Genomic DNA, 24,175 nt, shown 5'->3' with positions numbered 1-24,175 from the left:
TTGTATACAATCAGTAGTAATGAATTTATTGGACATTAAAATTGACGAACAGAAACAAAGATAATACAATATGGAATATATGTCACAGGAAGGCTTTGACAAAATAGCCTCTGAGTTGCAGCATCTCGAACGTGTAGAACTTCCTAGAGTGAGAGATGCCATTTCTGAAGCCCGCGACAAGGGCGACTTGAGTGAGAATTTTGAATATCATGCCGCAAAGCGAGAGCAGGGAAGGGTGTTGGGCAGAATCCGTTTCCTGCAGCGGGTGCTGGAGAATGCGAGGGTGATAGACAAAGCGTTGCTGAAGAGCGACTGTGTGGGGCTGCTCAGCGAAGTGGAAATCACTAATCTTGCCAACTCGCACACGATGAAATACACCATTGTCAGTCCACACGAAGCCGACATGAAGACAGGCAAGATATCCATAAAATCTCCAATTGCACAGGCTATGCTCAACAAAAAGGCAGGTGAAGAAGTGGAGGTGAGAGTGCCTGCAGGAATGATAAGGTTGAGAATAGAGAGTGTGAAACTATAACATTAGTTTTATATCGTATCAAAAAAACAATGCGGTTGTCCCAGTCTGACAAAAGACGAGGATAATCGCATTGTTCATATATTTGTGACAAAATCGTTAGGTTTACATTGTCATCCCTAAAAGTTATTGCAACATAAGGGAACAAAAGGAAAAACTAAGCGTATGAGTGTAGTCCGGCAAGGAAATAATTTACCCCAAAGTACGTCATCAGTACGCAGAGGAAAGCCAACAGCATATAGATATGGATGTGGAGAGGTTTATGCAGCCATTTCAAGTCGCTGTGGAGAGGAGCTGAGTAGATGAGCATCGTTATGAGAGCCCATGTCTCTTTGGAGTCCCAGCTCCAGTAGCGGCCCCAACTGACGTTTGCCCATACGGCTCCTATGAAGATGCCCACGGCAAGGAGACTGACGGCGGGGTAGAGGAGGAAACCGGATGTGGCGGCAAGCTGATCCTCCTTGGCAAGGTCGCCGCGGCGGTGGGCCCAGATGCCTTCGGCGGCAATGAGTGCCATAAGACCGAAGAGGGCATAGGAGAACATTATAACCATCACGTGGACGGAGAGCAGGGGCGATTGTAGCACAGGCATGAGTTGTGTGATTTGCGGATTGCCGTCGGTTATCATTGCCACGAGCAGGGCGAACGACGAGAGTAGCGGACCGAAGTTCTTCACTGGCATGAAACGCTTGCCCATGAATAGTGTGAGCAGGAGCGTTGCCCAAGCCATAAACTGCATCGTCTCGAAGCCGTTTGACATCGGCAGATGGCCAGAAACCATCCAGCGCAGCAGGAGCAGCAGTGAGGTGTGGAGAAACATTATGACGGTGAGCCATAGGGTTACCTTCGAGGCAATCTTTCTTTTCTTCTGATTCAACGCTATGGTAGACGCCACGCTGAGCAGCAGCGAGAGGGAGAGATAGAGCATCGTGGGCAGGCGAAGGGTGTTCAATCTGTTATAGAACACTTCGGCGTAAATCAAGAATTTAGAGGGAATCACGTCTTTTGCCTTCACGTGCTGATAACTGTAAATCTTCTTCACTATCTCGCTTGCACGAGAGTTATCGCCCGTTATGATGCTCTCGGCAAGATAGTCCATCGATTTGCGAACAAAGGTGAGTTCCTTCTCGTCCAGATTTATGTTGCCCAGGGACTGTCCGGGTGCAAACCATTTGTATTTGCCGTCAGCCTGGCGGTAGGGGAAAAGCTTCAGCATCTCGCCGCCGTAGAGCATGCGAACGATATTGAACTTCTCATCGGCATCGCGCAAACTTTTCTGCATCTTCGTGTCGCCTTTCCTCATTGCCTCCTTCAGTGGTTTCTCCAGCTTGTATTCGTTGTATTCATCCCAGAAATCATTGAACGAAGCCCATTTGTCGTTCAGTCCGAGCAACTCCTGCGCTTTTTTGTCCTTGATTTCTATCATCTTTACCGTTTCCCAGTAGGGTACGTCGAACACCCATCCGCAGAACACCTCCGTAGCGGAGAGTCCGTCCCACGAGGGCTTTCCGCAGAGTTTGGTGACGAAGTCCACGGCAACTGTGTTTATCGGCGTGATGCGGCTGTTGTAGAGCACGCAGACTCTTCCGAATCCATCAGCCACATGGCTGTTGATGTTTATCCTCTCCTGCGCCTGTGAGTTTAGGGAGAAAAGGGGCGAGAGAGCCATGACGACAGCCACGGCTGCCACCTTGAGGGCATTGCCGGCAGTGGCTTTTCTGTAGAGCTGCCGCATTCTCGTGCCTTTGCCCAAGAGTATGGCAATGAGCGAGATGAGGAGCATGGCGTAGCCCAGATATGTGACGGCGATGCCCCATGGGTCGTGGTAGACACCGAGGATAGAACCCTGCATATCGCTGTCGTAGCCCGACTGCATGAAGCGGAAGCCGTGGTAGTAGCCGATCTTGTTCATTGAGATTTCTAGTAGTTCATCGCTTGTCGTAATCTCCGTAACGTAGTCCATAGCAGCGTCCGTGCCGGGGTAGCAGTCCATGCGGAACGTTTTCAGAGCCACCTTGAAGCCAAGGTCTACAGACTTTCCCTCGGCGGTATTCATTACGTTTGTTGCCTCGCCGAGACGGAGGTGTATGGTGCCGCTCTGGGCAGTGGTCCACGAGAGGAGGGCGCCGAGGAGGATTACGAGGAAGGAGGCATGGATAAGGAACACATTTATCCGCCTGTATAGTTTTCTTTTAAGGATGTAAGCCGTGGCAACGACTGTAAACACAGTCCAGAGTGCAAGAAACCACACAGAACCGTAGATGTTCTGATGGGCAAACTGCGTACCATTAACACTCTCAACGATAGTTGCAGCGGCAAGCACTATTATGATTACCACTGCAATGATGATGATAGAAAATTTCAGATTTCTCATTTATATTTAAAAAAAGAATATTGTTTTATTCCAGATTAAATAGAATCAACAAATTTTATTACGAGCTGACGCTGCTCTTTCGTCAAGTTGCGGAAGTTCTTTACAGCCCAGAGAGCATCGCTCTGTCCGCCCTCGCCAATGCATCCGTGCCACATGATGGCCTCGAGAGTGTTTCGGGCGCGGCAGTCGTGCTGGCGGTCAGAATGTCCGGCACACAGGCTCTGCAATCCTCGTCCCCACAGCGGTGCCGTTTTGCACCATCCTGTGCGCAGGTCGTTCTTCATGAAGAGACGGTGTTGCACGAAGTCGGAGTAGGGCCATATTTTCTGTTTTGGGTAGCGCACCATGCGTGTGTCTTCGGCAGAGAAACGTCCGTAGGGGTCGCGAATCTTGTCTTCTCCTGTGGTCCAGCTTGGTCGGTGGCAGCTTGCGCAGCCTATCTGGGTGAAGAGTTCCTTGCCCTTTTTGAAGTCGGCGGTGAGAGTGTTTCGTGCTGCCGGGATGCCCACTCCGCGGTGCCACACCATATAGTTTACATAGTCAGACTCCTTCATTTCTACGGGCAGGTCGGTGGCGTTGCCAAAGGCTATTATGTCTTTTGCCGGGTCGCCGGTCTTGTTCCATTGTGGGTAATACTGATAGAACTTGCTTGTTACGTCGGGGTCGGCAGCAGCAAACTGCCAATATTCCTTGGGGATGTAGTGAGAGCGGAAGTCGTCTCTCGTTACGTTTTGCACCTCCCAGAACGAAGCGTCGGACATTACTGATGCACGGTCGAGGGCATAGTCAAATTTGTATACTATTCCACCGTTTTCTACAGCAAGTGTGCCGTCGGTATTTTTCACGAAATCCTTTGCCGTATTGTCCCAGAACTGTGGATTGAGCGTGGCGTGTTTTCCTTCGCTGCGATATTGGTCAAGGATGTCCTCGTCGGGAATGGCGTCAATCAGTCCGCTGCCGATAAATCCGATAGACGACTCTAAGCGCACCTTAGCCTTGGAGAGCGGTACCTCGTTGCCCCATTTGTCTATCAGCTTGCCGTATATGCATCCGTGCTTTAGCGTTACTTCGGGGTATATAAGTGAGTATTTCTCGCCGTCGGGGAACTGGTTGCCCCATTGGTCGGTGTATTCGTTCCATGCAATGTCTACCTTCTTCTCGTCAAACTGCGGCTTGAATGGAGCTGTGGCTTGTCCCATGGCAACCCAGCCGAACGACTGCACCACGATGTCGTTCTCGTCGGTAATCATCAGAATATATCTTGAAAATGCCACACACTACCTATGAATGAACATAAGTGCAGGCAGTGTGTGGCAAATAAATTACATTAGATTGATTCTATGAAGAATATGATGTTGTCGCGGTCAGCCTTCTTCAGGTTGCGGAACTTCTCGATGGCGTAGCGGGCGTCGCTCTTGGCGTTGCCGTGCCACATGATAGCTTCCATTGTGTTTCGTGCGCGGCAGTCGTGCAGACGGTCTTCAGCTCCAGTACAGAGTTTAGACAGTCCGCGACCCCAGAGAGGAGTGGTGCGGCACCAGCCAGTGCGGATGTCGTTCTCCATGAAGAGACGGTGCTGCACGAAGTCGGTGTATGGCCATATTTTCTGGTGAGGATAGCGCGGCATGTCGTTGTTCTTGAAGATGCCGTTAGGGTCCTGGATATTGTCGTCGCCGGTGGTCCATGATGGACGGTGGCAGTTGGCGCATCCTATCTCCTTGAATAGTTTCATTCCCTGCTTGAAACGGTTTGTTGTGGTGTTGCGCGCAGCAGGAACGGCAAGTCCGCGATGCCATATCATGAAGTTCTTGTACTGAGAGCTTGACATCTCAGGGTCGAGGTCCTTAGCCATCAGGTAGTTGTAGATGTTCTGCTTCACGTCGGCTGTGTGCCACGTAGGGTGGGCGTTGTTCGGGTCAATCTGCTTGATGTATTCAGGGAAGCCAGCCTGAACATCAGGGTCTTCCATAGAACTCTTGGCATAAATTGTACCGTCGAGGCTCAAGTAGTGGTAGCGGCGGTCTGGTCGTGTCACGTTTGTGATGTTCCAGATGGCGTTTGCTCCGGCTGCGTCGAGGATTGGTCCGCGACTCATTGCATAGGTGTAGCGACGGACATACTGCTTCTTGTCGCCGGCATTGTTCACGTAGTAGCTGACCCACTTGTTGTCAGCCTGGCTCCAGTATGCAGGGTTCAGGGCGTTGGTCTTGCCTACAGAGTTGAAGTATTCGCTCTGTCGCTTCCATTCTGCTGTGATAGAGTCGTCAGGGATGGCGTCGGTAAGTCCGGTGCCATAGATGCCGATAGTAGATTCCAAACGGACACCGATTTCACTTGCCACCTGGTCGGCAGGGATAACCACATACTTTCCGTCGCGCTTCACTGTAACAGGAGAGTAGTAGGCGTCGGCTGGGATGGTAACTTCAGGATAGATAAGCGAGTAGGTCTCGCCGTCAGGGAACTTGTTGCCCCATTCGTCGGTGTAGTTCTTCCATTCAATGTTGATCTTGCTCTCGTCAATCTGTGGCTTGAACGGCTTCACGGCCTTTGTCTGCGGCATTCCGGCTACGGAATAGATGTAGGCGTTGGTCTTCTTGTCGTAGACTACTAGCAGGTAGCCGTTGCCGTCCTGGTCAGCGCGGTAGGCAGTCTGACGCTTGCCGTGACCATAGTTCGGATGGCAGTAGAGGCAGCCGCGGCGCACATATACAGGACCGAGTCCGGCGAAAGCGTCGTTTGAAGTGTTGTAGTCTTTCTCGAAGAGGGACTCACCAATCTGGAAGTTCAATGAGAGACCAGCATCATCAACAGCCTGAGTAGCCTGACGATAGGCATATGCAGACTGAATGCTTGTCGTACCGAGTTTTCCTCCGGCATAGTACCATTCATTAGGAGTGCCATACTCTGCCTCAGGCAGATGGACATCGAGATTGTCGTCATCGGTGCAGGCTGTTAATGCCAATGCCGATAACAACGCAGGAACTAAATAGATGTGTTTCATAATGTTGCTTGTTGTTAAACGTAAAATGTTGGTGGCTGCTTTTGGGGCAGACACCAACGGTTATTTAAATTTTTAATGTTCTTTTGGATGTTTAGCCTGTGGACGATTAGTCGAGCAGCTTGTCGAGAGCGTTCAACGATTCCTCCAGTCCGTCGAGAGCTTCCATTGCATCCTTAGCACTCTGGTCTGTGTAGTAGAGAACGAATGGCTTCTTCATGCTGCTGATCTTTGAGAGAGCATTCTCAAGGTTAGTCATAACGTTCTGTGCGGCAGCCTTGGTCTTGTCGTTCTTCAGACAGATGCCGATGAGAGACTTTGCCTCAGGAGTTGTTCCGTCAACTGTGCAACCGCCATAGAGGGCGTGCTTTACAGACATGATGTTGTCGTAGAAGTCCTGGATAGAGTTATGGGCATGAGGAGACTCGATGTAGTTGACGTCCTCACCTGTGGCAGGAGCACCGATCTTAGAGTCGCGTACCTCACCGATGATGTCGTTAGCACCGGCGATTATTTCCTTGGATGCAAGTACAACGGTAGAGTAGGTGGAACCTGCGTTGCCTGCATTCTTGAAGTTCTCGCCATAGTTGATGGAAGATGCGAATTCAACTTCGTCGAGGAGAGCCTGCTCATCGGCAGAAACCTTGCCACCCCATGCTGAAACAAGCTTCAAGGAGCTGAGGTAGAGATCCTGTGCTGCTGTCTTTGCGAAGTAAATCTCGTTTGCAGTCATGTCAGCGAAGTGGCGTGGCTGACCCTCGCGGAAGATAAGATACTCAACGGCGTGGAAACCTGTAAGGTTCTGACCTGTAGCGATAGCCTCGTTGATGGTGTTTGTTTCGTTCTCAAATCCCTCCTCGCCAAGTTTTGTGTTCTTATAGAGACTCATGTATTTGTCAAACTGAGTGCGGTCGAATGGCCATGTGTCTGTGTGAGGGTCGATAGCATAGTCGCCGGCAGCTCCGAAGAGGAAAGCCTCAGAGAACTCCCACCATTTACGTGATTGCTTCCATGTCTCGCAAGCCTTTGCAACACCGGCATCGTCAGACATAGCGTTGAGGTCAGCAACGAGCTGCTTGTTATAGTCGGCAAGGATGCGGTATGTTGCAACAACCGTATTGTCAACATAGTCTGCGTTGACTTCCTTCAGCTCGCTGGAGCTGAATGTTACGTCCTGTTCGTCGTTGTCATCATCGCTACAGCTTGTGAAGCCCATTGTGAAAGCCAATGCAGCTGCAAACATCATTGAATACTTGAAGATTTTGTTCATTTTCTTGATTTTTAGTTTATTATTAAGTTTTCTTCTTTATGTGAGTAATGGTAAATTAATGTCTTGTCTAAATCAGAAACTTGAATTAATATTACATTCCAAACTTTAAATTATTTCAGGAACCATCCAGCGTAGGTTATTCCCAATGAAACACTTGGCTCGTTGTTGTAGCCGTGGCTGAGGAAACGGTTGCTGTATTCTCCCTTGATTGTAACCTGTCTGATAGGAGAGTAGTTCACGCCGACAGCCATTCTCTTGACACGGTCGTATTTGTAAGCCACTTTCTGTCTGCCGGCGGCATAGGTGTTGTAGTCTTCGTAGCGGCCGAAGAGATAAAGCTTCTGCTTGTCGCTCAGACTGCTTATCTGCGAGAATATGTTGTAGCCAGCCTCAAGACCTACAGAGTAGGCGTTGCTTGCGATAGGAGAGTGCTTTGAAGGCGAACCGTCCTGCTGGGTGTGCTTGGGGTAAGCGTTCATGAAGGTGGTCATTTTCTGTGCATCAGCAAGATGAGAATATGTGGCATTACCACGTACTATCCAGTTCCAGCGCTTCATCTCCAGTCCGAAACTTCCGATTGCCAAGGCTCCGTGTACCTTGTCGTAAGAGGCACTTGCCTTGCGCTCCGTGTTCTTGAAAGTATAGCCATAGTATCCGCTCAGACTAAGACGGACGCCAGGGATGGAATAGTTGTCGATACGTGCCGCACCGGCATATACATTTCCCAACTTATACTCGTATGGACTTGTTGCGCCATAATGCACGTAGCAGTTGTGGCCGAAGCGCTCTGCATCGAGACCGGAAGTGAAGATAGCCTCGTAGCGCCAGTCGCTGATGCGTCCCCAAAGAGAGATGCCGACCTGGTGCCATGTGTTAGGCAACATCATTGCCTCGCCTTCAGAACGGTAGACGGAGAAGAAGTCGTTAGGCATGTGGTAGGCGTTTATTTCTCCGACAGGGATGATAATCTCACCAGCCTTGATGTTGAACTTACCTCCCCAGAAAGCCTTGTTAATCCAAAACTGCTCCAGGGCAACCTCGCCGCCGCGCTCAGTCTCAGCCTCGTATTCGCCACTCTCGTCAGCGTCTATCTCTACGGCATTTTCCGTGCCGCCATGCTCAAACTCTATCTCCGTACCCATGGTCCATCCATGGCCGAAGTCATAGCCGAGGTTGAGAGTGACGTGTGGCAGGTCGAAGCGTCCGTGGCTGTCGTCATTCTTGTATGTGGCAGGGTCGCGGTAGCGGTTGAAATGCTGACTGTAGAAATTCCTGCTCATCACGGCCTCGCCATATCCACCGATACTGAATCGTGACAATGCTGAGGGCTTCTCTGTCTTTGGTACTGTACATTCGGTTTTGTCCGACTTCTTTTCTTTGCAACATTCATCTTGCGCAATGGCATTCGTTGCGAAACTGCATGAAAGTAGTCCTAAAAGGAGTATGTTCTTTGTCATTTTATATGATGTAAATAATTATACCTATTAATATGCCGACCGGGACGATTTGGTTTCTCTTAACGGCAAACCGATTTTACGTTTGCAAAAGTAAAGCGATTCTGAAAGTGTCACAATACTCAAATTTTAGGAAATTTTTATTACTATACATTAAAAGATGTGCTATTTTTCAATGTAGATAATAATAATTGGGTATCAATGAAAAATTAGTGACATTATGAATTGTTAAAAAATTGATAAATGAGAATGTTTTGGCATATTGGTCTTTGTCTGTTCAAAACTATTACGTAAATTTGGCAACGAAATCTAATATCACTGTCCATATATGGGCGGTTAACCAATTTAAAATAAATATTATGAATTTACCATTTGCAGAATCTTGGAAAATCAAGATGGTAGAACCTATTCGTAGGAGTACTCGCGAAGAACGCGAACAGTGGATAAAAGAAGCTCATTACAATGTGTTCCAGCTGAAAGCTGAGAATGTTTACATTGACCTGCTTACCGACTCTGGTACCGGAGCGATGAGCGACCGTCAGTGGGCTGGCGTGATGCTTGGCGATGAGAGTTATGCTGGAGCCACTTCTTTCTTCAAGCTGAAAGAGACAATACAGAGACTCACCGGTTTTGAGTATGTTATACCTACACACCAGGGTAGAGCTGCAGAGAATGTGCTGTTCTCATACCTGGTAAAGGAAGGTGATGTAGTGCCAGGAAATTCTCATTTTGATACAACCAAGGGACATATTGAGGGACGTAAGGCTGTGGCTCTTGACTGTACCGTTGATGATGCTAAAGACACTCAGCTCGAAGTGCCTTTCAAGGGAAACGTTGATCCTAAAAAACTCGAGGCGGCGTTGGAGAAATATGGTGACAAGGTGCCTTTCATCATTGTAACTATCACCAACAATACGGCGGGCGGACAGCCTGTATCAATGCAGAACCTGAGAGAGGTGAGAGCCGTTGCAGATAAATTCGGCAAACCTGTCATTTTCGACTCTGCTCGTTTTGCAGAAAATGCATATTTCATCAAGACACGTGAGAAGGGCTATGAGAACAAGACGATAAAGGAAATCACACGTGAGATGTTCGAACTTGCTGACGGTATGACTATGAGTGCAAAGAAGGACGGTATCGTGAATATGGGTGGTTTTATTGCTACACGTCGCCAGGATTGGTATGAGGGTGCAAAGGGATATTGCGTTCAGTTTGAAGGCTACCTTACATATGGAGGTATGAACGGACGCGACATGAATGCTCTTGCCATCGGTCTCGATGAGAATACAGAGTTCGACAACCTCCAGACCCGTATACATCAAGTGGAATATCTCGCTTCTCTGCTCGACGAATATCATATTCCTTACCAGCGTCCTGCAGGAGGCCATGCTCTTTTCATTGATGCTCCAAAGGTGTTGACACACGTTCCAAAAGAGGAGTTCCCGGCACAAACTCTTACCATAGAGCTTTATCTCGAGGCAGGAATCCGTGGATGTGAGATCGGTTATCTGCTTGCTGACCGTGACCCTGTGACCAGAGAGAACCGTTTTGGTGGACTTGATCTTCTGCGCTTGGCTATTCCTCGCAGAGTATATACAGACAACCATATGGCAGTAATTGCAGCTGCGCTGAAGAATGTCTATGACAGAAGGGAGCAGATCACTCATGGTGTGCGTATAACATGGGAGGCTCCGCTGATGCGTCACTTCACAGTACAGCTGGAAAGAATAACTGATTGATGATTTTATTTCCCAAATAGGGAATATCATTTCCCACAGCCGGTCTTTTTAATGATCTTGTTGTCGACAGTCCGGTTGTGGTTAATAATTAGATTTAAGAGGGTGTTTCATTTTTTTATTTGATTCACCCTCTATTTCTTTATGCTGAAGTCTGATCAATTTACCCCAGCTTTTATATAAACACACCTGGTTTCGTGTGTAATCTAATTGTAAGCGTATCCTCGATGCTAATACCGTTTAGAGGTTATTTCAGTTGTATTCATAGACTGAAAAATAGACTTGCGATGTTTAAACCATAGACCTTGATTTTCCCCCATGGCGTGGGGAACAGTCCCCCCTAATGTGGGGTTTCATTCCCCACATTAGGGGGGAGATCAGGATGGGCTAAAGGGATGATACTTCTATGATACTTTAATGATACTTTTCTGTAAAACATTCAGAAAAGTAGCATTGGGTTAAGTCGTTTGCCTACAAGGTCTTAGGGTGTAATTGGAGGACAGAATGATACTATGATACTTTGTTTTGAGAAAAACAGTTTGTGAGATCTAAATATGTATTTCGTTAGATATTTGTTTTAGTCTGAATTATTATCTTATAAGGATAGGAACAAAAAAAGAGGACACATCAAAAATATGATGCGCCCTCAATGAATTATGTTACTGATAAATTATCAGAAACGATGTCTTTATTATTCACCCTTTTCCATCTTAGCCTTCAATGCAGCAAGAGCGTCGATGTCACCGAGAGTTGTAGATGCAGCAACGTTGTTGATTGTAGCTGTCTCTTCCTTCTTGGCTGTCTTCTTGCGTGGTGCCTTCTTTGGCTCTTCCTTCACATCCTCGAATGTGCGGCTGTGAGAAAGGATGATACGCTTTGTTTCCTTAACGAACTCGATAACCTTGAACTCGAGCTCCTCGCCCAGCTGAGCCTGTGAGCCATCTTCCTTAACGAGGTGTTTTGGAGTAGCGAAACCTTCACCACCCTCGTTGAGAGTGATTACGGCACCCTTGTCCATCATTTCTGTGATCTTGCCCATGTGTACAGAACCTGGAGTGTAGATTGTCTCGTATGTGTCCCAAGGATTCTCCTCAAGCTGCTTGTGACCGAGGCTCAAACGACGGTTGTCCTTATCTATTTCAAGAACGACAACATCGATGTCTGCACCAACCTGTGTGAACTCTGATGGGTGCTTAACCTTCTTTGTCCAAGAGAGGTCAGAGATGTGGATAAGACCGTCAACGCCTTCCTCAAGCTCTACGAAGATACCGAAGTTAGTGAAGTTGCGAACCTTTGCAGTGTGCTTACTTCCAACAGGATACTTAACCTCGATTGTCTCCCATGGGTCTTCCTTAAGCTGCTTGATGCCGAGAGACATCTTGCGCTCCTCGCGGTCGAGAGTCAGGATAACTGCCTCTACCTCGTCGCCAACGTGGAGGAATTCCTGTGCTGAACGCAGGTGCTGGCTCCAGCTCATCTCTGAAACGTGGATAAGTCCCTCTACGCCAGGAGCAATCTCTACGAATGCACCGTAGTCAGCGATTACGACAACCTTGCCCTTAACGTGGTCGCCAACCTTCAGGTTTGCATCGAGTGCATCCCATGGGTGAGGAGTGAGCTGCTTCAGACCAAGAGCGATGCGCTTCTTCTCGTCATCGAAGTCGAGGATAACGACATTGATCTTCTCGTCGAGAGCAACAACCTCGTGTGGATCGCTTACGCGGCCCCAAGAGAGGTCTGTGATGTGGATGAGTCCGTCAACACCACCGAGGTCAACGAATACACCGTAAGAGGTGATGTTCTTGACTGTACCCTCGAGGATCTGACCCTTCTCAAGCTTGCTGATGATTTCTTTCTTCTGTGCCTCCAACTCAGCCTCGATGAGGGCCTTGTGAGAAACAACAACGTTACGGAACTCCTGGTTGATCTTGACAACCTTGAACTCCATTGTCTTGCCTACGAATACATCGTAGTCACGTATAGGATGAACGTCAATCTGGCTTCCTGGCAAGAATGCCTCGATACCGAATACGTCAACGATCATACCGCCCTTAGTGCGGCACTTGATGTAACCCTGGATAACTTCCTCGTTGTCCAAAGCAGCGTTGACACGCTCCCAGCTCTTGCTGAGACGAGCCTTCTTGTGAGAAAGAAGCAGCTGACCCTTCTTGTCTTCCTGGTTCTCAACGTACACCTCTACTGTGTCGCCAACCTTCAAATCTGGATTGTAGCGGAATTCGCTTGCGGGGATGATACCGTCGCTCTTGTAACCAATGTTTACGATAACCTCTTTCTTGTCGATAGAGATTACAGTACCGTCAACAACCTGATGCTCGCTTACCTTGTTGAGTGTCTCGTCATAAGCTTTCTGCAAATCTTCTTTGCTGACATTTACATTACTTCCGTTCTCAAACTCGTCCCAGTTGAAGTCTGCCAACGGCTGTACGTTCTTAAAATCTGCCATAAAAATAAATAATGTTTGTTTTGTAATTAATAAAGTTAGACTTTATGTGAATTTATAAATCGCCTGCAAAGGTACTACTTTTTTATAAGTATTCCTTTCTCATATTTTATGATAAAGTGGATCGGATACGTAATTTATGTTTATTTAACCTTTTTCGACGGTGAAATCAGTATTTTGTCTGTCTTTTTATGCCCAAAACGATAAAAGTGATGCCGACGAGCATCAACAATAGGCTCGCAGTCAAGGGAATGTTGCTGCTTGTGTGCGTCACGAATGATGTCAGAAGCATGAGCGTTGATATTATTAATGACATTGTACCCATCAGTGAGAAGTTGAATCTGTTCTTGATATTGTCTATGATTTTCATTTTCACATAATTATATATTGTGCGCTGAAATGGTTTCTTTTCTTTCCTCATTGCAAAGTTATATAAACTTATTGGTCCGTGCCAATTTTATCGTTTTTTTTGTTGTGTGGTATTAGTATGGGAATATAAATGGTAATATTATTACCATTGCAATTCCAATGACTAATTGCAGCGGCAGTCCAACTTTCAGGTAGTCGCTGAATGTGTATCTTCCAGCCTGCATGACAAGGGCGTTTGGCGGTGTGGAGAAAGGGGATGCGAAACACATGCTTGCACCTAAGGTTACGGCAAAGAGAAATGCGTAAGGTGTGATGTTCAGTCCTGCAGCGCTTTGCATGGCTATGGGGGCCATGAGAACAGCTGTAGCGGTGTTGCTCAGAAATAGGCTGAGGACAGATGTCGTCAGATAAATACCTGCAAGGAGTACGGTGGGGCCGGCTGATCCAAGTGAGTTTACCAATGTGTTGGACAGGAGTGTTGAAGCTCCCGTCTTTTCCAATGCTATTGATACGGGCATCATGGCTGCTATTAGTACTACGCTTTCCCAGTTGATAGTCTTGTAGGCGTCTTCTATGCTTCTGAAGCATCCGCACAATATCATGGCTACGGATGCGAGCAGTACGGCGGTGACAGGGGCAATGGGGATGAAGTCTGTTGCCATTGCTATTACCATACAGAGCATGATGAGTGCGGCAATGTGTGACTTGTGTGTCAATGCCACCCGGGATGCGGCTTCGAGAGGCTGGCCCAATATTACCCAACCTTCCTCGTATTGTCCGAGTTTCTCAATGTTTGTCCATGTGCCCTGGATGAGGAGAATGTCGCCAGACTTCAGTTCCTGGTCGGCCAGATTGTCGGTTATGTATTCTCCGCGTCTACGGATTGCAACGATGTTGGTGTCGTATTTCTCTCTGAAGGCGGTGTTACGTATCTTTCTGCCTAATAGTCGGGCCGATGGCAGCATGACGAGTTCTGCTATTCCGATGTCGTAGAAGTCGAGACGTTTGTCCGTTGTCTTCATTACGGACAAATTGAAATCTTCTACGAACCTTTTCACCATCGAAGAGTCGCCTGAAACGAACAATACATCTTTGCTATTGAACACGGTGTCAGCGTTTACCGTATTCTGATTGATGTTTTTGATGAACTTGTTGTTGATGCTGCTTTCCTGCCTTCTCTCCAATATGGTGAGTCCGTATACGTTGTTCAGGTCAAGTTTTGACATGGTCATTCCCGCGAGCTTTGAATCTTGTGGTATATAAAGAATCTGCAGCTGTTCTGTCAGTTTGTATTCATCCACCAGCTGTGTCAGGCTTTTCTGTTTCTTTCCGTTATCTTCTGATGATGTGTCTTTTTTCGACAGAAACCATTTGCATAGTGGAATCAATGTGATGGTGCCGACGGTGAGGCAGACAATGCCCACCGGCAGGAAGGAGAAGAATGAAAGTCCTTTTTCGCCGGCTTCTGTCAAGGCTTCCTGTATTACAAGGTTGGGTGGCGTACCTATAAGCGTAAGCATTCCGCCCATGCTGCTGGCGAAGGCAAGGGGCATGAGAAGTTTCTTTGCACTGACCCTTGCCCTCGAAGCTATACTTACTACGATGGGTAGCATGAGGGCTACGGTGCCGGTATTGCTTACGAAAGCGCCGATGACAGCCGTTACAAGCATCACTACTATTAGTATAACGGTGTCGTTGGTACCTACCGTCTTGAGAATCTTACCACTTATCGTCTTTGCCAACCCTGTCTGCAAGATGGCTCCACCGACGATGAAAAGACCTATCATCATTATGGTTACAGGATTGGAGAAGCCGGATAGGGCTTCTGCAGGAGTCAATACGTTGGTAAGGATAAGCGACAGCAGAGTGCATAATGCTACAATGTCTGAACGGATTTTTCCGATGACGAAAAAAATAGCGGAAACAGCTAATATTACAATTGGCGTGATCATAGATGAATATAGTTGTTTAGGATTTACCTACAAAATTAATTGAAAAATTCAATAAATATCCATTGAAACAGAGTTCCTACAAACTATTTGATTAATTTTGCAGATTATTAAGAAAATGATTTGTTTTTTGTATGTAAGAAAACGGTTGTTTTTTCGTTTGTAAGAATAATCACATGGTTAAAATGAAATTGAAACTCAACGATTCAAAAACTTGTTTCTGGATATTGGCATTGGCAGGATGTCTGTCGCTCGTGATCTTTTTGGGAATGGGTCTCTTTAATACTAAAGGAGAGCCTCGTGAGGCAATTGTGGCACTTTCGATGTTGCAGTCTGGCGACTGGATATGTCCGATAAACAATGGTGTAGACATTGCTTACAAACCGCCGTTCTTCCATTGGTGTGTGGCGTTGTGCTCGCTTGTGGCTGGCTATGTTTCGGAATTCTCATCACGATTGCCGTCGGCTTTGGCCACAATATTGATGGTGCTCGTGGTGTATAAGTTTATGATCCGCAACAAGGTAAGTGTGGAATTGAGTCTGCTCACGGGACTAGTGACGTTTACAACCTTTGAGGTGCATCGTGCTGGTATGGCATGCCGTGTAGACATGTTGTTGTCTGCTATGATAGTAATAGCCATTTACTTTTTCCATGGATGGTATAAATCTAGAAATGCAGTATTGCTTCTGTTTGTCGTGTTGTCCATGAGTGCTGCTGCATTGACAAAGGGACCTGTCGGTATTTTGTTGCCGTGTGGAGTTATGGGACTTTTTATGCTTGTGAGAGGTGAAAATTTCTTCAAGACGTTTTTCTTGTGTCTGTCTGTAGCTTTAGCGTCTTGCGTATTGCCTTTTATATGGTATTATCTTGCCTACCAGGAGCGTGGCGACGCATTTTTGTATCTTGTGTATGAGGAGAATGTCTTGCGTTTCACTGGCAAGATGGTGTATTCTTCGCATGAGGCGCCGGCAATATATAATGTCGTTTCCGTGATAACAGGACTGTTGCCTTATACATTGCTGTTTGTGGTATTCCTGTTTACAATGAAACTTTCGCTGCCCAAAAGCTCGGCAGGAGTCAAATCGTGGTTTGTGAGTTTGCCACACCGTTTAGGCAGAATGTCAGACCAAGATCTGCTGTCGTTTTTGAGCATTGTCGTGATATTCGTATTCTTTTGCATTCCTAAAAGCAAGCGTAGCGTATATCTGTTGCCAATATATCCGTTCATGGCTTATTATATAGCGAGATTCATACACTATATCTCGCAGAGAAACCGAAGGATTGTGGTAGGCTATGCGAAGGCGTTTGTCGGCATTGCCGTTTCATTGCCGCTGCTTGTGCTGCTTGTAAGGACAGGGATCCTGTCTGGAGTTTCTTTTAGTGGAAAACATGCAGCCGAGTATCTGGCTTATGTCCATAACTTCATGAATTTACCGTATCTGCAAATAGTGCTATTCCTGCTCTTTGCATTGGGTGTAGCGTATTTGTTCTTGTCTAATTGGAAAAAAATGTCCGTTGATGGATTGGGAGTTTCTGTAGCTGGAATTGTCGGCGTTGTATTTATGATGATTGATGGACTCATATTGCCTTCTGTGTATGACGTGAAGTCTGATTATCAAATGGCCAGGGAAATGCAACAACTTGTGCCAGATGGGAAAATCTGGGACTATAGAAAGGATTTCAGAGTAGGTCAGAGAGGTAGGATGCATCAGTTCTCTGTGAATTTCTATCTTGGTGATCGTATTGTGCCTCTCGACCAGAACAGGCCAAACAAGGGATATATGATAATGGGAGATGATGACTATAAGGAATTTGTGGCTTCATTTCCAGATTATGAGTTGAAGAAAATCAAACGTTTCAATCACAAAAGTTGTGACGACAAGAGATTCCTCACTTTGTATTCTTTTATGAAAAAGTGATTTAGTATTAGATAATAAGTTTTATTGCTAACCTGTATGAATATGAAACTTGTAATTGTTGTACCATGTTATAATGAAGAAGAAGTTCTGAATGAAACGAAACAGCGATTGCTTGGCGTGTTAGACAAGCTGAAGTCTGATGGAGGCATTTCAGAAGGAATGGTGTTGTTTGTGGATGATGGGAGCAAAGACCGCACATGGCAGATGATAGAGGCTTTTGCCGGTGATTCTCCTATGGTTGGCGGGTTGAAACTATCAGGCAACCGTGGTCATCAGTATGCCTTGCATGCAGGTTTGAAATGGGCTTCAGAACATTCTGATGCTTCTGTTTCTATTGATGCCGACCTGCAGGACGATGTTAATGCCATTTATGAAATGGTGAATGAATATCATAAGGGGAATGACATAGTGTTTGGAGTCAGAAAGGAGCGCAAGACGGATACTTTCTTCAAGCGTACAACGGCTTTGGCTTTCTATAAGCTTATGAATGCACTCGGCGGCAAGGTGATATACAACCATGCTGACTTCAGGCTCATGAGCAGGAGAGCGATGCTGGCTATGATGAAATATCCGGAGAGTAATCTGTTCTTGAGGGGTATTGCAGCATCTGTCGGTTATCCTTCTACGTGTGTGTATTATAACAGGAGTGAGCGTTTTGCTGGAGAGTCTAAATATCCATTGAACAAGATGCTGGCTTTTGCCATTGAGGGAATTACTTCATTTTCAGTGAAACCATTGAGGTTGATTTCATATTTGGGTATAATATTCATTCTTGTAGCCATAGGTGTCATCATATATGCATTGTATGAACATTTTACGGGTAATACCATAGAGGGTTGGACTTCATTGCTCGTGAGCATGTGGTTCATTGGCGGTTCGATACTTCTGGCATGTGGCGTTACTGGTGAATATATTGGTAAAGTGTATCTTGAGGTGAAACAACGCCCGAAATATTTCGTTGAGAAGAAGGTCAACGTTTGACAATCTTCTTCTTTGTCTTGAACAAATCCCACCATGTCTTGAAATCCTTCTTCAGTATGATTCCAAGTCCTTGGGTGTTGAGTGATGATTTCGTGAAGTATCTGTCATTGGTCTGATTGTATACTTTAATGGCAACGCTCCCGTTGGGAGTAAGCAGATACTTAACGTCAAAATCACCGATGAACGACGACGTGGTGTTGGGGTTGTCTCTATACCCGAACTGTCCGTTTATCAGGAGCCTGTTGCTGAACAGGCTTCCTGAAAGCAGTCCTTCGTATTCTGCATTGTTGAAACCTTCGGTACCAGTACTTATGTTGGTGCCGAAGTTCCAGTTGTTGTTCTTTATCAGTGTGCCCAGGATATTGTTTACCTGTTGGCTTATCGTTCCGCTGAGCAGACTTTGCATAGCAAGACTTGTCTGGCTTTGCTGTGCATCTTCCTGTTTTGAGTTGTTTTTTGAGTCTGTGTAGAATCGTCCTATGGCAAGCAGATATACCACTTGCTGGTTCATTTCCTCCTCGCTGTTTATCAATGATCTCACCATTTGCTTGGCATCATTGTTTACTGTGGGCATGTCAAAGTCGAAGTCTACCTTTATGGTCTCTGGCGTTCCGCCGATATTCATGATGCAATCTACCTTTACGTTGTTGCTTGAAAAGCTGTTTCCGATGCGCAAATCAGCGAGTGAAACACCATTGACGGGGTATATGGCTTTGAGGTTCAGCTGAGAGTTGAACGGGTTGCCGCCGAAAACGATGTTGCTGCCTTGCTGGAAGCGGAAATCTTTCTTTATGATGTTCTGTATTGTGAGGTTGTAAGAACCATGGTCGATGACGTATGTGCCGTACATGTCAAAGCTGCCTTTGTTGAAATATGTGGCTTTAAGAGCACCGTTCCCGTTGAGGGATATCTTGTCGCCGGTAGCCTTGTCCATCAACACACGGAGGGTGAAGTCGGGGGTAGCGGCCACGTTGAAGTTGATGAACATGTCGGAAGCGTCGTTCAGATCCTTCTCATCTTCATCTTTCTTTGTTGCATGATAATAGTAGTCTTCTGTATTGTTCTCGACTTTTGGCGTTTCGTGACTGACCCATCTGAGAAAATTACTGTCGGTTATGGCGTCAGGACTAGCCGCATTGTATTCTATGAACGAACCTTTGTTTGGTGTCATGTCAATATCGAATACAATGCTGTGTGGGCGACCGGTGATATTGCAGTCGCCGGTGCCGTATACTGTGCCATAGAATGAGTTGTTGCCGTAGTCGTTGAAGTCGTAACACAGAAATTCGTTGGCATGTATGCCGAGGTCGAATGTCAGCCTCGTCAGATGCTTGTGATGCAAGGCTCCAGTGACCGTTGCCACATTGCCGTGTCGGTCTGTTACGGTGTCACCCTTGAATATGATTTCGTCGGGTACCATTCTTATCGTGTCGTTCTTCAGTCTGTATACAGTGTTGAGTGGACTGATGCCGATAGTGCCGTCGGCAACCAATAGTCCTTGGAGGTTTACCTCGCTCAAATCTCCGAATACCTGTGCAAAACCATTGGCATGTGCGTCGATTTTGTTCATGAAACTTCCGCAAAAGCTTTTCAAGAACTCAATGTTTGTATTATGGGCGGTTATGCCGAGATCTATATAATTCTTCTCTGGGGAGACATAGCCTTTGATGATTGTCTTGACATTGTTGTCATCATCCGCATGGGCGTCGATGTCTATCTGCTTGTCGTGCTTGTTCCATTTCACGTTGGCGAATAACTTGCCCATCCTTCCGTCCTGGAACTTGAAGTTATCGACAGTGAGGTCCACCCAGGCGTCTGGATCTTGCATGATTGACTTTAGATATGCAGTTCCCGAAGCCTGTCCGCCGAAGGTTACAGAATGGAAGTTGACTAAGTTCAGGATATAGTTCACGTCAACGTTTTGCAGATCTACTCTAAGAGAGTCGTCCGCACTGCTTGTCGCCTTTCCGTAAATTTTTATGAACTGTCTGTCACGCCCTATGGCAAAGTGGTTTACCTGTATCTTGTCCTTGTTGTATATGATGCTCGAAGGAGATATGTGCCATATTGTGTCATTAAGAGACAGTGTGGAGGGCTTGATGTTTATATATGCCGATTTTTCATTATTTGCATCATTATAGAAGCTTGTTTCTGTTTCAATAGTGCCTCGTATGTTCAGCGGTGAGTTGTAGGCCATGTCGATATGACTGTTTAACTTATTGTCTATAGCGCTTGCCTTGACATTCAGAAGAATGCTCTTTCCCTTGTCTTCAATTTTCTTTATGTTGCATTCGGCAATCAGACTGTCGTTGACTGTCTTGACATTGAGCTTGGCGTTCTTGAAAGATTCTCCTGCGTAAGTGAATCCAGGCATTGTAACATCAGCGTTTATCTCTTTTTTCATGTCGTTGATGTTTGCTTTGATATGAATCGGCTCGTTCGATGTGTATGGTATGCCTAAGATAGCGTGGATCCATTTAGTATCGTATATGTTTGCTTTGAGAGAGAAATTGTTGTCTGCACAATACACTTTATTGCGTTCGATGCCAGGAGCCGTAGGCAGTTGCTTCTTGATGATGGAAAGCATACTCTGTCCGATTGTAAAGAATTGGTATTTGCCTCTGATTTCAATTTCACCGATATCAGACTTGATGTCGATGTCTCCTTTGTTGATATTCGCTGTCAGTTCGTTGAGTGAGTAGTTCTCTGTAGGTGACTGCATGCTGAATTCTTTCAGTTGCAGCTTTCCTGTCAGATTATACAGACTCTTTCCTGTGGCGCAGATGTTGATCTGTGTAGAGAATCTTGCATCACCCCATTTGTTCGTTATGTTGAGGCGTTGCGGATTAATATTCTTCAAATCCATTGAAATGTCTGAAATGGGCGACTTCATGAAGTTCTTGATGGATCCGATGAGAGACAAATGGCAGTTCTCGTCGTTCACATTAAGTCTGCCGTTTATGTCTGTGCCGTTATACGCACCATCGATGTCAATGTCTTTGTATGTATATTTGTTGTATTCAAAGTCTGAAATTCGACCTCTGACTTTGGTATCAGTTATTTTGTTGTTGTGGATGCGGGCTTCGCCGTGCAGGTTTGCGCTTATATTCCCGAATTTATTGTCTGCCAATAGTTCATTCAGATTGATGCGGCCGGCTGAAATTTCAGCAGCTAGTTTCGTTGCCCTTTTCTGGATAGCAAACTGAATATTTCCTAGATTCGTGTTTACATTTCCGCATGCACTGATGTTGTCATTGTTAGTTTCACATGTTGCAGCGGCGGTAATTGCTTTAAGTTTTGTCAATGGGGTGGGGATATCTATTCTGGCAGTTCTTGCAGCTTTGAAAACCAATGCCAAATAACTCTCGTTTACAGACAGCTGGCTTATCTTTGCTTTCCATGTCTTGCAGCCGTCGAAAGGAGTAAACATGCCATTGGCATTAAACTTGAATGCTGTGTCTTGTGAATATAATGACAGTCTGCTGACTTTTGCTTTGCCGTCGGTGTAAGAGAAATCTGCAACTAAGTTTAACTTGTTGGAAAGATCATTCAGCTCTGGCACGATGAAGGCAAAGTCGGAAAGCGTTATATTGTTTCCAATGATGTTTCCTTTGCCTTTAATGGTATTGCCGACAATGCTACCGCCATCTGTTCTATAGGTGGCGGTAATGGAGTCTGAATAAATTGTACTGTGGGGCAGGCATAGTCTGAAATTCTTGACAGATGCCTTTTGGGGAGTTACAAGAGCACTGAATGTCAGTTTGCCTATGTTGAGGCCGGATTGCTCTTTGAACGATAGCTTCTTGACTATGGCGTTGGCCATATCGTTTGTGATGTGTCTTATTATTATGTGTGAGCTGATGTCGGAAACATGGATATGGTAGGGAGATAGTTTATTCGAAGTGTTCGGCATATCCCATTGGTCATATTGTATCGCTCCGTTTCTTATGATGAAAGAGTTAATTCTCAAATCAAGTTCGCTTTCCTCATTTTTATCAGAAGAAAGTGAATCAATTACGAATTGGAAATTTGGTTGTGAATATTTGTCTTTCTTGTATAATTTTGCTCTCAATCCGAATATTTGAGCCGATGAGATAGAGATATTTCCTTTGGCTAGTTCCAGAATGTCTATACTGATAGATACGCGGGAGGCGTGCAACATGTCTTTGTTGCTTTTGTCTAGCATGTTGAAGTCGTCAATAATGACCCTGTTGAGGAAACCTAAATTTATGTTGCTTATGGTTATTTCTGTGCCAAAAGTTTTTCTCAAGATTTTTGCCACATAAGCTCCTGTATATGCCTGTACTGACGGTATGTGAAGCAGTATTGACAATGCTATGTAAATGGACATGACGGTCCAAATTATAGTCGTGGTTATGTGGCGTAGTCTTTTCACCTTATATTCTAATTTGTTTGCTTTATGATAACTGTCTGTAGAACCTTTGTTTGCTTATCCTTTTTTAGTTGGTTCTTGACTGTACTATAATTTAAAAGAAGCGCCGACGTATTTATGCGTGGCGCTTCTTGAGTGTTACAAAGCTTCATCTTCAGGCTTTTCAATCCTGTTGTGACCTTTCAGCTTGATATGCTTTTTCCGCGCTATCCATTTAGCTTTCTTCTTTTCATAATCAAGCATGTGTCGTTCCAAGAAATTGTCTGCCATTTGTATTGATGTATATTATTTCTGGAATTTACTGTATACTACGTCTATTGTAATATTGGCGTCACCTGTCATAGAGCCTTTCACAAACTTCGATGCCGTAAGGCTCATGTCGTTTGTCACTTTTACGAGCTTCGTCGTTTGTCCCGTTGTGACATAAGTCGTTTCTACAGGTATGACAAGTACCTTGTTCCATGTAGGGTGTTTTTTCTCCCACATAGTCTTGGCATCTGCGCTCGACATTCCTTTTCCTTCATATTCCTTGATGCCTTCAGAGCGTTTCCTGCTCATGTAAGCAATCAGGTTTGCCACATTGTGGAAGGTATATGAGTTTTGTTTAGCCAATGACGACTGGTCGCTTGTTGCGAAGACGGCGGTGTATGTCTGTACATTGTCCGGTATCTTTCCTTCTTCGAAGAAACTTGTGCGCATATCGTTAGGTATGAGGAGAAGGGTGGTGGGGATGTCCAGATTGTATTTCTCGTGCTTCGTGTTGTTTATCCTCGTAAGGGAAATGCGCGCAGAATTGATTGTGTCGTTCTCGTGGCCGTTTAGAATCTCGTCCACAGGAATTGTCAGTTCGGTAAATATTCCCGCAGGTGACTTGATGTAAGTGATGTCGTTCTTGTTTCCTTCCTCAACCATCTTGTCTATGGCGGCATTGTCGTTGGAAATACGTGTCGACTGTATTACTTCTTCTGTACCTGCGAATGTAGTCACGACATTTACAGTTGTGTCTTTTTTCTCACCGTTGGTGGTCTTCTCATACTTGTATTTATAATATACAAGCATCTGGCTCATATTTATATAAGCCATTGAGCCAAGTCCATCTGATGATTTGAAATAGAAACCGGGACAGATGTTGTGGATGAAGCTGTATGAATCTTTGAAGAGCTTGGGATTACTATAGTATTTTTGCATTATATAAGTACCATAGTTATAGTATCCTTTTTTCTCCTTATCCTTGTATGCAGCCTTTTCTTCTATCAAGTTGCCATTTTCGTCGAGTTCTGAATTCGGCAGATTGATCTTGATTTTCTTTGGTACGGTGTCTGATGCCAAATCATATAAGGTATAAGTCTTGTTGACGTTGACTCTTCCCTCATCTGTGCGACAATAATTATCGTCAGACTTCAATGGGTTGAAGTCTGAATAATATTTCTTGTTTTCCTCCATTGGCTTTGACAACTCTAGCATATTGAGTTTCATGGTAGACAGAGAGTCGCCATAATACTTGTCGTAATATAGGTAGATCACGCACGAGTCTGCTATTATTGAGCCGTCTTTGAGTCTGCTTACTATTGATTTTTCTGCAGGCAGTTGTGTTCCTTCAAGAGTATAGAATTGTGTCAGGAAGTCTCCTTTCACGAATGCTCCTGTTTCAGGGTCTTTCACTTTTCCCAAATATCCAGTGGCTGATCTTGAATATACAGAGTCAGCCTTCACGGATTTTGAACTTATAGGGAAAGATC

At 45.5% G+C, this 24,175-nt stretch carries 14 protein-coding genes; 4 read left to right on the top strand and 10 right to left on the bottom strand.

Annotation, left to right across the window (positions count from 1 at the left end):
* The first annotated feature begins 70 nt into the window (after positions 1-70).
* Positions 71-535 carry a transcription elongation factor GreA gene (gene greA, locus QVO99_RS09290; RefSeq protein ID WP_042519452.1) on the top strand — a complete coding sequence of 155 codons (465 nt, stop codon included), beginning with the start codon at positions 71-73 and terminating at the stop codon, positions 533-535.
* A 154-nt stretch (positions 536-689) separates the two neighbouring features.
* Here greA and ccsA read toward each other — a convergent pair whose 3' ends face one another.
* The 5 genes from ccsA to QVO99_RS09265 all read right to left on the bottom strand — a co-directional run bounded on the left by ccsA (position 690) and on the right by QVO99_RS09265 (position 8,631).
* A complete protein-coding gene (gene ccsA / locus QVO99_RS09285) occupies positions 690-2,906 on the bottom strand; it encodes a cytochrome c biogenesis protein CcsA (protein ID WP_022317335.1) in 2,217 nt (738 codons plus the stop codon).
* 35 nt (positions 2,907-2,941) lie between these two features.
* Positions 2,942-4,156: a di-heme oxidoredictase family protein gene (locus QVO99_RS09280; protein ID WP_022317334.1), complete on the bottom strand. Its 1,215-nt coding sequence runs from the start codon at positions 4,154-4,156 to the stop codon at positions 2,942-2,944.
* A 77-nt stretch (positions 4,157-4,233) separates the two neighbouring features.
* Positions 4,234-5,907 carry a di-heme oxidoredictase family protein gene (locus QVO99_RS09275; RefSeq protein WP_278842211.1) on the bottom strand — a complete coding sequence of 558 codons (1,674 nt, stop codon included), beginning with the start codon at positions 5,905-5,907 and terminating at the stop codon, positions 4,234-4,236.
* 106 nt (positions 5,908-6,013) lie between these two features.
* Complete coding sequence (locus QVO99_RS09270) at positions 6,014-7,174, bottom strand: imelysin family protein (protein ID WP_022317332.1); 1,161 nt, start codon at positions 7,172-7,174, stop codon at positions 6,014-6,016.
* Between the two features lie 110 nt (positions 7,175-7,284).
* Positions 7,285-8,631: a hypothetical protein gene (locus tag QVO99_RS09265; protein ID WP_022317331.1), complete on the bottom strand. Its 1,347-nt coding sequence runs from the start codon at positions 8,629-8,631 to the stop codon at positions 7,285-7,287.
* Positions 8,632-8,987: 356 nt separating this feature from the next.
* On the opposite strand from QVO99_RS09265, the gene QVO99_RS09260 reads away from it, so the two are divergent.
* The gene (locus QVO99_RS09260) at positions 8,988-10,367 is read left to right on the top strand and encodes a tryptophanase (RefSeq protein ID WP_022317330.1); all 1,380 of its coding nucleotides are present in this window, start codon (positions 8,988-8,990) and stop codon (positions 10,365-10,367) included.
* Positions 10,368-11,055: 688 nt separating this feature from the next.
* Here the strand turns inward: QVO99_RS09260 and rpsA are convergent.
* Positions 11,056-12,828 (bottom strand): 30S ribosomal protein S1, encoded by a 1,773-nt coding sequence (gene rpsA, locus QVO99_RS09255; RefSeq protein ID WP_022317329.1) that lies wholly within the window; start codon positions 12,826-12,828, stop codon positions 11,056-11,058.
* Between the two features lie 479 nt (positions 12,829-13,307).
* Positions 13,308-15,146, bottom strand: a complete 1,839-nt coding sequence (locus QVO99_RS09250) for an SLC13 family permease (RefSeq protein WP_022317327.1) — start codon at positions 15,144-15,146, stop codon at positions 13,308-13,310.
* Between the two features lie 173 nt (positions 15,147-15,319).
* On the opposite strand from QVO99_RS09250, the gene QVO99_RS09245 reads away from it, so the two are divergent.
* Together QVO99_RS09245 and QVO99_RS09240 are read left to right on the top strand one after the other, a co-directional pair.
* Positions 15,320-17,062, top strand: a complete 1,743-nt coding sequence (locus tag QVO99_RS09245) for an ArnT family glycosyltransferase (protein ID WP_288177120.1) — start codon at positions 15,320-15,322, stop codon at positions 17,060-17,062.
* Positions 17,063-17,104: 42 nt separating this feature from the next.
* Positions 17,105-18,043: a glycosyltransferase family 2 protein gene (locus QVO99_RS09240; RefSeq protein WP_374119326.1), complete on the top strand. Its 939-nt coding sequence runs from the start codon at positions 17,105-17,107 to the stop codon at positions 18,041-18,043.
* On the opposite strand, the gene QVO99_RS09235 is transcribed toward QVO99_RS09240, so the two are convergent.
* From QVO99_RS09235 to QVO99_RS09225, 3 genes are all read right to left on the bottom strand, one after another.
* Complete coding sequence (locus tag QVO99_RS09235) at positions 18,033-21,866, bottom strand: translocation/assembly module TamB domain-containing protein (protein WP_288177119.1); 3,834 nt, start codon at positions 21,864-21,866, stop codon at positions 18,033-18,035. The genes QVO99_RS09240 and QVO99_RS09235 overlap by 11 nt on opposite strands.
* Positions 21,867-22,574: 708 nt before the next feature.
* Positions 22,575-22,706, bottom strand: coding sequence for a hypothetical protein (locus QVO99_RS09230; RefSeq protein ID WP_022317323.1), 132 nt, complete (start codon positions 22,704-22,706; stop codon positions 22,575-22,577).
* A gap of 15 nt (positions 22,707-22,721) precedes the next feature.
* Positions 22,722-24,175, bottom strand: a 1,454-nt coding sequence (locus tag QVO99_RS09225; RefSeq protein ID WP_288177118.1) for a DUF4270 domain-containing protein, incomplete at its 5' end; no start/stop codon positions are given.

The sequence above is a fragment of the Prevotella sp. CAG:592 genome (genome assembly GCF_000436015.1).
Taxonomy (GTDB): domain Bacteria; phylum Bacteroidota; class Bacteroidia; order Bacteroidales; family Bacteroidaceae; genus Prevotella; species Prevotella pectinovora.
Note: the sequence above shows the minus strand (reverse complement) of the source record. Positions and strands in the feature narration are given on the sequence as shown.